Origin of the sequence: Kitasatospora sp. NPDC005856, assembly GCF_040629945.1 — a bacterium.
Classification (GTDB): domain Bacteria; phylum Actinomycetota; class Actinomycetes; order Streptomycetales; family Streptomycetaceae; genus Kitasatospora.
The window spans coordinates 161,229-170,411 of sequence record NZ_JBEXWT010000006.1; the positions used below are offsets into that span (position 1 = coordinate 161,229).

Sequence of the window (9,183 nt, forward strand, 5' to 3'; positions counted from 1 at the left end):
TCGGCGCGCCCCGCGCGGTGCCGTATCAACGTCTCCCCCCCCCCCCGCCTCCGTGCTGTCCGGCCCGGGCCCTGCTCCGCCCGAACGACCTCGGCATATGATCACCCGATCGGCCATTTCCGCAGGTCAGGACGGCGAGTCTGACGGTCCGTTAGGTCTGTTCGGATGGCGGCGTCGATTGCGAGGGGTCGCGACCCATGGCTGTCTGGTTCTGGCAGGGCCGACCGGCGCTGCCGACTGATACCTCGTAATCCTCGGAGGAAACCATCATGCGTGCTCTCAAGCGTGTCCTGGCCGTCAGCGCCCTCACCGTCCCGCTCGTGATCGGCTGCGCCGGCCTGGCCTCGGCCACCGAGGGCCTGGACGCGAGCTGGGGCCAGGGCTTCTTCACCGCCAACCAGCACGGCGCCGGGGTCGGGGCCAACGAGTCCTCCGTCAGTTCTGACGGTGTCTCGCACGCCAACTTCTGGATCTGGTCCGACGACGACGGCGTGACCGGCTCGTTCACCGGTTCCGGCGCCACGTGGAACAACGGCTGACCGACCCCCGCCACCGGAGGCGTGAGGCCCCGGGCGGGGCCTAGCGATCCGGTTCCCGGAATGACGAAACGGCCGGTCGACCACGAGGTCGACCGGCCGTTCCCGTTGAACACCCGTGGGCGCAGGGAAGGGCATCACATGGCACGGGGACTCAGGCCCGCGGAGCCGGCGCGGCAGGCGTGGACGACGAACCGTCCGCTGGCCGGCACGGCCGCGCTGATGGTCCTCATGCTGGCCGTCGCCCTGGTCGGCCTGATCACCGATCCCCGGTCGATCACGGGGCAGCCCGCCTGGGCGAAGCCCGCACGCTTCGCGCTCTCGATCGGCCTCTACACCCTCACCCTGCTGTGGCTGCTCACCTTCGTCCGCGGCCACGACCGCCTCGTCCGGGCCGTCTCCCGGGTGACGGCCGTGTCCCTGACCGTCGAGATGGCCCTGATCGCCGCCGCCGCCGCGTCCGGAACCACCAGCCACTTCAACTTCGGCTCCACGACGGCGACGGCGGTGTGGATGACGATGGCCGCCTTCATCGTCGCCACCTGGGCGATGGCCCTGGCGACCGTCGTCCTGCTGCTGCGCCGGCGGGTGCGACCGCCGGTGTTCGCGTGGGGGCTGCGCCTGGGCATGGGGGTGAGCGCACTGGGCATGGCCGTCGCGTTCCTGATGACGATGCCCACCTCCCGGCAGCGCGCGGCCGCCGCACAGGGCCACGGTCTGCCGGTCGTCGGCGCGCACACCGTAGGGCTCGCCGACGGCGGGCCGGGGCTTCCCGTCACCGACTGGAGCATCCACGCGGGCGACCTGCGGATCCCCCACTTCGCCGGACTCCACGCCCTCCAGGTGCTGCCGCTGATCGGCTTCCTCCTCGCCACCCGGCCGCGCGGGCTGTCCGAGCGGGACCGCGTCGCGCTGATGTGGATCGCGGCACTGGCCTACCTGGGCCTGGTACTGCTCCTGCTCTGGCAGGCGCTGCGCTCCCAGTCGGTCACCGCCCCCGACGCGGTGACCGTGGCCGCGCTGCTCGCCCTCGCGGCCGCCACGGGCACGGCCGTCCTGCTGGTGCTGCGCCGTGCCCGCGGGGCGGAGAGCCGCTGAGGGCGCACGACCGCGGGGGAAGCCGTCGGTAGGGGCCCCGATCCCTCAGTGGACGGCCGCGGCCTTCGCGGCGGCGAAGGCCGCGGCGTTCGCCTCCAGGTGGCCGATCCGCGTGGTCCCGGTCAGGACGACCGCGCGACGGAACGCCGCCGTGTGGAAGGCGAAGGGGTTGCCGGCGCCGGCGAGCGCACCGGAGGCCATCGGCCGGTTGAGCAGGGGCAGGTGCGAACGCCCGGCCTCGCCGTACGCGGCGGCGAAGCCGGCGTTGGCGGAGTTAGCCGGGAACTGGACGGTGTCGAAGACGTCGACGTCGAGCGCCGTCCGCAGCGCCTCCTCGGAGGAGACGCTGACTCCGACCGCGCCCACCTCGCCGGAGGCCCGAAGGCCGTCGAACCAGGCGAGGAGACGCGCGTCGCGCAGGTCCTCGACCGTGCACTTGTGGAGCTGGAGGAGATCGACGCGCCCCAGCAGCCGGCGGGACCGTTCGAAGCTCGTCTCCAGGGCGCCGAGGGAGTGGTCCGGCCGGTAGCCCTCCGGGGCCGGCCAGGTCTCGCCGCACTTGGTGGCGATCACCAGGTCGTCGCGCCGGCCGGAGGGCAGGTCGGCGAGGTACTCGCCGAGCACCGCCTCGCTGCGGCCGTACGCGGCGGCCGTGTCGAAGAAGCGGATGCCCAGCTCGATCGCCCGCTCCAGCAGGACCCGGGCCTGCTCGACGGGACACACCGCGGAATCCGGGGTGGGCCACGGCCGGCCGATGCCGATCAGGCCCAGCCCGAGCTCGACTTCTCGGACCTCGGAGCGCCGTTCGATGGTCTCGTCGTGCACGTCTGGTCACTCCCAGGTCGGTCATCTCGTGGTCGGAGACGACGTCGGCACCGCCGGACGACAAAACGGCCGGTCGATCCGAAGATCGACCGGCCGTTCGCTGTGCGCGAGGGGGGAGTTGAACCCCCACGCCCTTTCGGGCACTGGAACCTGAATCCAGCGCGTCTGCCTATTCCGCCACCCGCGCATCTGGGTGATGAGGAAAACTATAGACCATCCGGAGGGGTGCCTCCGACCACCGCCGGGCGAACGGACGGCGACCACCCCCGGACGCGAGGGGGGCGGTCGCGGGGGCGGTCGGTGCCCGGGGAGGGCTACGAGGCGGGGGCCCGCAGGTGGCGGGCGAGGTAGGCGGTCCAGGTCTGCTGGAAGCTCCGCGCGAGCTGCGACTCGGGGGCGAACAGGTCGAAGGCGTGGTACGCGCCGGGGTACAGGTGGAGTTCGACCGGGACGCCGTGGGCGCGCAGGCGCGTGGCGTAGTCGAGGTCCTCGTCGCGGAAGCAGTCGAGTTCGCCGACCGCGATGAAGGCCGGGGGGAGCCCGCCGAGGTCCTGCGCGCGGGCGGGGGCGGCGTACGGGCAGACGTCGTCGGTTCCGGCGCGGTCGCCGAGGACCGCCTGCCAGGCGAGGAGGTTGGTGGAGCGGTCCCAGATGCCGAGGCCGGTGATCTCGTGGCTGGACGCGGTCCGGTTGCGGTCGTCGAGCATCGGGTACATCAGCGCCTGGAACAGCGGCGCCGGGCCGCCGCGGTCGCGGATCAGCAGGGCGGTGGCGGCCGCGACGCCTCCGCCGCCGCTCTGGCCGGCGATGCCGATCCGGGTGCCGTCCAGGCCGAGGGCGGCCGCCTCCCGGACGAGCCACCGGTGGGCGGCGTACCCGTCCTCGGCGGCGCCGGGGGCGCGGGTCTCGGGGGCGAGCCGGTAGTCGACGGCGGCGACGGCGCAGCCGAGCCGGGCGCACAGCCGCTTGAGCCAGGGGTCGTCCTGGGCGGCGAAGCCGAGCACCTGCCCGCCGCCGTGGAACCAGAGGACGACCGGCAGCGGCCCGGTCGCGGTGGTGGGCCGCAGCAGGCGGACCGGCACGTCGGGGCCGCCGTCGGCACTGCGGGCGCGGTGTTCCTCCACGGCGACCGACGGCTCGTCGGGCGCGCCGGCGGCGGTCGCCGCGGCGAAGGAGCGGAGCGCCTCGCGCGTCGCGGTGATGTCGGTCAGGTCGAACGCGCCGTTGGGGGTCATCGGGACGCCGTCGAGCGCCCGGCCCAGTTCGGGGTCGATCAGCAGGCGGGGGGCGGGCATGGTGGTCTCCGCTTCCACGGCCGCTCAGGCCCCGAACTCGTCGATGACGACCACGCCGGTCGTCCCGTACGTCTCCAGGGACTCCAGCACCGCGCCCGCCTCGTGGAGGCCGACGGTGCGGGTGACGATCCGGCCCGGGTCCAGGCGGCCGGCCGCGATCATGTTGAGCATCGTGCCGAACCGCTGCCCCTGCATGCCGAAGGCCCCGAGGATCTCCAGCTCCTTGACCATCATCACGTCGACCGGCAGCGCGACGTCGCCCTTCTCGGCGCCGGTGGTGTGCCCGAGCTGGAGGTGGCGCCCGCGCGTGCGCAGGGACAGCACGGAGTTGCGGCAGGCCTCGGCGATCCCGACGGCGTCGACGGACACGTGGGCGCCGCCCCCGGTGAGGGTCCTCACCGCCTCCGTCGGTTCGTCCGTGGCCGCGTTGACGGTGTGGACGGCGCCGAGGGCGCGCGCGGCTGCCAGCTTGTCGTCGTCGATGTCGATCGCGATGACGTTGGCGCCGGTCGCCGCGGCGATCTCCACCGTGGACAGGCCCATGCCGCCGCCGGCGCCGTACACCGCGACCCACTCCCCGCCGCGCACCCGGGCCTGGTCGACGACGCCGTGGAAGGCGGTCATGTAGCGGCAGGCGAGCGCGGCGACGTCGACGAAGCCGATGGACTCCGGCACCCGGACGAGGTTGACGTCGGCGAAGCGGACCATGACGTACTCGGCGAAGGCACCCCAGTAGGAGACGCCGGGCACGAGGGAGTCCACGTGCTCGCAGACGTGCTGGTTGCCGCTGCGGCACATCTCGCAGGACCCCTCGCCGGGGTTCATCGGGAAGATGACGCGGTCGCCGTCCTTCCAGCCCCGGACGTCCCGGCCGACCTCCACGACGGTCCCGGCGAACTCGTGCCCGAGCACGAACGGGGGCTTGACCTGCGGCCCTCCGGTCCAGAAGTCCCCGGCCCACAGGGCCCAGTCGGTGCGGCAGATCCCGTTGGCGCCGACGCGCACGATCGCGCCGTCCGGCGGGCAGACGGGGTCGGGCACCTCGCGGACGGCCAGGGGCTCGTGGAGTTCTTCGACGACTGCGGCGCGCATGGGCGCGACCTCCTCGGGAGAGTGCGGAAAGTCCACCGGTTCAAGCGGTGGACTTGAGACTTCGACGCTATGCGCTCGCCATGCGGAACGTCAACCGCATAGAGTGGTGGACATGAGCGATGGGGACGGCCGACGCGAGGGGCGCCAGCGCGCCAGGACCGACTTCCGGTTCGACGACGCGCGGCTGTGCTTCGCCTTCGCCGGCACGCTGGCCGACCGCGGCAGGGAGGCGCGGGTCGAGCGGCTGACTCGACCCGGGGACCTGAGCCGCTGGAGCGTGGAGAGCGGCTGCACGGCGGTGGCGCCGACGTGCACCGAGGCCGAGCTGGACGGCGCCAGGCGGCTGCGCGAGGCGGTCCAGCGGACGGGCGTCGCGCTGGCCGAGGGGGCGGCACCGGCGGCGGAGGACGTCGCGGTGGTCAACGACGCGGCGGCGGCGCCGACTTCGGTGCCCGTACTCGCGGAGGATGCGGCGTCCGTGCGGTGGGACGGGGACGGGGTCGCGGCGGTGCTGTCGATGGTCGCGCGGGACCTGATCGAACTCTGCGGGTCCGAGCAGCGGACGCGCGTCCGCGTCTGCGGGAACCCGGACTGCGGGACGCCGTTCGTGGACACTTCGCGTGCGGGGGCGCGGCGTTGGTGCTCGATGAAGACCTGCGGCGCACTCGTGAAGAAGCGCGCCTACCGGGCGAAGATGCAAGCGCCCGAGGGCGGCGAATAGCTACGCATCGGGGCGGGGCCCCGGTGGGCGCCCCGCCCCGAGGGGTATTGAGGGGGGATCAGCCTTCGATCGGCAGCTCGCCCGCCCGGACGGCTTCGACGAAGGCGGTCCAGGCGGGACCGGGGAAGACGAGGACCGGGCCGCTGGGGTCCTTGGAGTCACGCACCGGAACGGCGCCGGGCAGGAACCCAAGGGCCGCCTCGATGCACTCGCCCGCGTCGCCCGCGCTGTGGCTGCTCTTGCGCCAGGCGGCTGCGGCGACCTCGACGCAGTTGCCGCCGTCATTGCCGCTATAGCTGCTCTTCCGCCAGGTCAACACAGCCAGCTCCTTGAGGAGTTCTACGCCGGGAAGTCGCCCTCACGGACGCCTGCAACGAAGGCTTCCCACGCGGCGGCGGGGAAAACGAGCGCCGGGCCGTGCGGGTCCTTGGAGTCACGCACCGGAACGAGGCCGGGGAATCCGGGGGCTACCTCGATGCAGTTGCCGCCGTCGCTGTTGCTGTGGCTGCTCTTCCGCCAGACGGCTGCGGCGAGCTCGTTGCTCTTCATCCTTGAAACCCTTCAGCGCGTCGGCGATCAGCCGAAGCGAGTCAGCCTCCGACAGGCATTCGGCCCGGAGCTGATCATAGCGACGCTGATGCTTGGCCACGATGTCGACGGCGTCACTCAGATGACCTCGGTCGAGGCTCTCCGAGTAGACCAGCCGCTGCCCATCCGGCAGATCCAGCAACACCATAGCCGTCTTGACGTCAGTTCGCCGGTGGGAGAAAGGGGCCACCTGAATGATGACGTTCGGAAGCTGGGCCACCCGCAGCAAGTGCTCCATCTGGCAACGCATCACGCCCGGCCCGCCCCAAACGGTACGAATGGCACTCTCATCGAGCACGACGAGCAACAGTGGCCCGTCAGGTGCCAGAAATCGGCTCTGCCGGCTAAGTCGAGCCCTGATCTGCTCCTCAATCTCGTCCGGATTACCGACCGCATCTCCAGCAGCAAAGATCGCCTGCGCATACGGTCTGCACTGCAACAGGCCGTACATAACGCTGTCTTGATAGACACGCATCCCGATCGCGATGGCCTCCTGGTCCACGTACTCCTGGAACCAGTCAGGGTGTTCGACCCTCGCGTTCCAGTCCACCCTCCCCCAAAGCCTCTTCAGCGCACCGCCCGTATTGAGCAGCTCATCGGCCTTTTCCACCAGTTCTGGCGGCATGCGGCGCTGCCCCGTCTCATACCGGGTGATGTTCGTCCGGCTGCAGTGCAGCAGCTTGCCCAGCTCCTCCTGGGTGTAGCCGGCCAGCTCCCGGTAGAACCGCAGCTCCTCGCCGAACAGCTCCGCCGAGCTCGCCGTCAACTCCCGCTTGAACCGCCGATGTGCCACCGCTGGCCCCCTCACGCACCACGTGCCCCCGGCACCTGATTTCGGCCATCACCGTACCTCTGCATCCCCGACCATTGAGACCAGAACGCAATCATCCGCATGCGCAGCGTGATTGCGCGCTACCTTTCGCACGCCCCCTCCGCCCCCCGAGGTACTCCCCCATGCCCACTGCCCGTCGTCCCCGCACGTTCGTCGCGCGTCTCGACTCCCGCAGCGAATCCACGCCCCTGGCCCGGTACTTGCTCCGCGCCTACCTCTCCGGTCTCCCCTCCGGCGAGCGCTACTCCGACACCGCCGAGTTGCTCCTCGGCGAGCTCTTCGCCAACGCCGTCCAGCACTCCGACGCCCCCGACGACCGCCTCATCGAGATCCGCTTCACCCTCACCGGCTCCCGCCTGCGCCTCGAAGTCCACGACGCCGGCAGCGGCCACCCCACCCTCAACTCCCCCGCTCCCGACGACGAGCACGGTCGAGGCCTGTTCCTCGTCAACGAACTCGCCGAGCGCTGGGGTTGCGCCGCCCGCCCCGGTGGCATCGGCAAGTATGTCTGGGCGCTCGTCGCCCCTGCCCCGACCCCCGCTCTCGTCACCGTCTGAAAGTCCGGACTCCCCCCATGCACCAGCCCTCCCTCGCCACCCTCGCCCGGCACACCCTCTCCCGGGGCGCCACCCCCGCCACCACCTACGCCCTCATCGCCCGCCTCGGCCACCAGCCCCTTCCCTGCGCCCGCGCCGTCTGCCTGGCCCTCGACATCCCCTTGGCCGAGAGCACCCGCCGTCTCGACGACTGCTACGACGCCCTCCTCGCCCACCCCCGCCCGGGCTCCGAGCACGACACCGGCGAACTCCTCGAAGCCCTCGGCGTCTTCGACGTCCCCAAGCCCCTCACCGACACCGAACTCGCCGTCGTCGAACACTTCCTGACCGCCATCGACGCCATGGGCGGCATCCGCCCCGGCCACCGGCACGGCCTCCAGCGCTGGTTCACCACCGGGAACCTCACCGCGGCCTACCTCTCCCTCGCCGCCGCCCACCCCCTCTCCCGCACCGGCGACCCGGCCGCCTACTGGACCGCCCTCACCACCGCCGGCGAAGTCCTCACGGCCACCCCCAACCCCGACCCCCGTCTGAAGTACGCCCTCACCCACTGCCGCGCCCAGGCCGCCCGCATCTGAGCTCCCAGCGCCGCACACACAGGTCCGCGGCCCTTCGGGGCCGCCCGGCGGAGATGATCAACCCTCAGTTCGATCTTGTTCCGAAGATCGTTCTGTTGGAGGGTGAGGCCATGCAGAATCAGCCGACCTTCGTCCTCGTCCACGGAGCCTTCGCGAACTCCTTCTCCTTCTCGCCGCTCCAAGCCGAACTCGGCCTCCTCGGGCACCGGTCCGTCGCCGTCGACCTTCCGGGGCACGGCTTCGCCGCCACCTACCTGCGCGTCTACCAGGCACCGCAGGACCTCGAAGGCCTCGCCACCGCACCCGGCGCGATCAAGGGCGTCACCCTCGCCGACAACGTCGCGCACCTGATCGCGATCCTGGAGCGGGCCAAGCGGAACGGGCCCGTCATCCTCGTCTCCCACAGCCGCGGCGGCATGACGGCCACCGTCGCCGCCAACCAGCGGCCCGACCTGATCGACCGCATCGTCTACGTCTCCGCCTGGTGCCCCGTCGACCTCCCCGTCGGCGCCTACTACGCCGAGCCCGAGATGGCCACGGCCGACGCCGCGGGGCTGGGCGCGGCGATGGTCGGCAACCCGGCCGAGCTCGGCCTGCTGCGCGTCAACTTCCGCACCGCCGACCCCGACGCCCTCGCCACCTACAAGGCGGCCTTCCTCGCCGACGGGACGGACGAGGAGTTCCTGGCCCTCCTCAACACCTTCCAGCCCGACGAGAACCTCGACGTCGGCACCCCCGACGACCGGGCCCAGGCCGACACCTGGGGCCGCATCCCCAAGACGTACGTCCGGCTGACCGAGGACGCCGGCATCCCGCTCGCCATGCAGGACCGGATGATCCGCGAGGGCGACGCCCTGACCCCGGAGAACCCCTACGACGTCCGCACCCTGCCCGGCAGCCACCTGAAGTGGCTGATCGACCCGGCGCAGGCGGCCCGCGTCCTGGGCGAACTCACCGCCCTCCTGCCCACCGGGGCCTGACCGAGCCGGCCGCGCGCGGGAAGTCGGACGGGGCGCCGAACCCCGCGCCCGCCCCCCCCCCGCCGCCGCGAACACCCCCGC

The 9,183-nt window shown here is 72.1% G+C and carries 12 protein-coding genes and 1 tRNA gene; 6 read left to right on the forward strand and 7 right to left on the reverse strand.

Going from position 1 to position 9,183, the window contains the following annotated elements; translation table 11 throughout:
• The first annotated feature begins 269 nt into the window (after positions 1-269).
• Both ABZ449_RS06525 and ABZ449_RS06530 read left to right on the forward strand, forming a co-directional pair.
• On the forward strand, positions 270-539 hold the full coding sequence (locus ABZ449_RS06525) for a hypothetical protein (RefSeq protein ID WP_360341139.1): 270 nt from the start codon (positions 270-272) through the stop codon (positions 537-539).
• Positions 540-677: 138 nt separating this feature from the next.
• The gene (locus ABZ449_RS06530) at positions 678-1,634 is read left to right on the forward strand and encodes a hypothetical protein (RefSeq protein WP_360341142.1); all 957 of its coding nucleotides are present in this window, start codon (positions 678-680) and stop codon (positions 1,632-1,634) included.
• Between the two features lie 45 nt (positions 1,635-1,679).
• On the opposite strand, the gene ABZ449_RS06535 is transcribed toward ABZ449_RS06530, so the two are convergent.
• The 4 genes from ABZ449_RS06535 to ABZ449_RS06550 all read right to left on the reverse strand — a co-directional run bounded on the left by ABZ449_RS06535 (position 1,680) and on the right by ABZ449_RS06550 (position 4,846).
• Positions 1,680-2,459 carry an aldo/keto reductase gene (locus ABZ449_RS06535; protein ID WP_360341145.1) on the reverse strand — a complete coding sequence of 260 codons (780 nt, stop codon included), beginning with the start codon at positions 2,457-2,459 and terminating at the stop codon, positions 1,680-1,682.
• A gap of 103 nt (positions 2,460-2,562) precedes the next feature.
• Positions 2,563-2,646: transfer RNA gene (locus tag ABZ449_RS06540), tRNA-Leu, on the reverse strand.
• Positions 2,647-2,773: 127 nt separating this feature from the next.
• Positions 2,774-3,754 carry an alpha/beta hydrolase gene (locus tag ABZ449_RS06545; RefSeq protein ID WP_360341147.1) on the reverse strand — a complete coding sequence of 327 codons (981 nt, stop codon included), beginning with the start codon at positions 3,752-3,754 and terminating at the stop codon, positions 2,774-2,776.
• Positions 3,755-3,778: 24 nt separating this feature from the next.
• Positions 3,779-4,846 (reverse strand): alcohol dehydrogenase catalytic domain-containing protein, encoded by a 1,068-nt coding sequence (locus tag ABZ449_RS06550; protein ID WP_360341150.1) that lies wholly within the window; start codon positions 4,844-4,846, stop codon positions 3,779-3,781.
• A 112-nt stretch (positions 4,847-4,958) separates the two neighbouring features.
• Between ABZ449_RS06550 and ABZ449_RS06555 the strand changes: the two genes are divergently transcribed.
• Positions 4,959-5,567, forward strand: a complete 609-nt coding sequence (locus ABZ449_RS06555; protein ID WP_360341153.1) for a CGNR zinc finger domain-containing protein — start codon at positions 4,959-4,961, stop codon at positions 5,565-5,567.
• A 58-nt stretch (positions 5,568-5,625) separates the two neighbouring features.
• Here ABZ449_RS06555 and ABZ449_RS06560 read toward each other — a convergent pair whose 3' ends face one another.
• Genes ABZ449_RS06560 through ABZ449_RS06570 form a run of 3 tightly spaced genes read right to left on the reverse strand, consistent with a single transcriptional unit; the run spans position 5,626 to position 6,948 of the window.
• Positions 5,626-5,883, reverse strand: coding sequence for a DUF397 domain-containing protein (locus ABZ449_RS06560; RefSeq protein WP_360341156.1), 258 nt, complete (start codon positions 5,881-5,883; stop codon positions 5,626-5,628).
• Positions 5,884-5,906: 23 nt separating this feature from the next.
• Positions 5,907-6,044: a DUF397 domain-containing protein gene (locus tag ABZ449_RS06565; RefSeq protein WP_360341207.1), complete on the reverse strand. Its 138-nt coding sequence runs from the start codon at positions 6,042-6,044 to the stop codon at positions 5,907-5,909.
• Positions 6,001-6,948 carry a helix-turn-helix transcriptional regulator gene (locus tag ABZ449_RS06570; protein WP_360341159.1) on the reverse strand — a complete coding sequence of 316 codons (948 nt, stop codon included), beginning with the start codon at positions 6,946-6,948 and terminating at the stop codon, positions 6,001-6,003. The genes ABZ449_RS06565 and ABZ449_RS06570 overlap by 44 nt, the downstream gene beginning before the upstream one ends.
• A 161-nt stretch (positions 6,949-7,109) precedes the next feature.
• On the opposite strand from ABZ449_RS06570, the gene ABZ449_RS06575 reads away from it, so the two are divergent.
• The 3 genes from ABZ449_RS06575 (at position 7,110) to ABZ449_RS06585 (ending at position 9,102) form a co-directional block, all read left to right on the forward strand.
• On the forward strand, positions 7,110-7,544 hold the full coding sequence (locus ABZ449_RS06575; protein WP_360341162.1) for an ATP-binding protein: 435 nt from the start codon (positions 7,110-7,112) through the stop codon (positions 7,542-7,544).
• A gap of 17 nt (positions 7,545-7,561) precedes the next feature.
• Positions 7,562-8,122 (forward strand): hypothetical protein, encoded by a 561-nt coding sequence (locus ABZ449_RS06580; RefSeq protein WP_360341165.1) that lies wholly within the window; start codon positions 7,562-7,564, stop codon positions 8,120-8,122.
• Positions 8,123-8,232: 110 nt separating this feature from the next.
• Positions 8,233-9,102, forward strand: a complete 870-nt coding sequence (locus ABZ449_RS06585; RefSeq protein ID WP_360341168.1) for an alpha/beta fold hydrolase — start codon at positions 8,233-8,235, stop codon at positions 9,100-9,102.
• The last annotated feature ends 81 nt before the right edge of the window (positions 9,103-9,183 follow it).

Excerpts from the sequence above, each read along its gene's own strand:
- ABZ449_RS06530 (WP_360341142.1), top strand. The coding sequence starts at position 678 with ATGGCACGGGGACTCAGGCCCGCGGAGCCGGCGCGGCAGGCGTGGACG.
- ABZ449_RS06525 (WP_360341139.1), top strand. The coding sequence starts at position 270 with ATGCGTGCTCTCAAGCGTGTCCTGGCCGTCAGCGCCCTCACCGTCCCG.
- ABZ449_RS06545 (WP_360341147.1), bottom strand. The coding sequence starts at position 3,754 with ATGCCCGCCCCCCGCCTGCTGATCGACCCCGAACTGGGCCGGGCGCTC.
- ABZ449_RS06585 (WP_360341168.1), top strand. The coding sequence starts at position 8,233 with ATGCAGAATCAGCCGACCTTCGTCCTCGTCCACGGAGCCTTCGCGAAC.
- ABZ449_RS06555 (WP_360341153.1), top strand. The coding sequence starts at position 4,959 with ATGAGCGATGGGGACGGCCGACGCGAGGGGCGCCAGCGCGCCAGGACC.
- ABZ449_RS06550 (WP_360341150.1), bottom strand. The coding sequence starts at position 4,846 with ATGCGCGCCGCAGTCGTCGAAGAACTCCACGAGCCCCTGGCCGTCCGC.
- ABZ449_RS06575 (WP_360341162.1), top strand. The coding sequence starts at position 7,110 with ATGCCCACTGCCCGTCGTCCCCGCACGTTCGTCGCGCGTCTCGACTCC.
- ABZ449_RS06580 (WP_360341165.1), top strand. The coding sequence starts at position 7,562 with ATGCACCAGCCCTCCCTCGCCACCCTCGCCCGGCACACCCTCTCCCGG.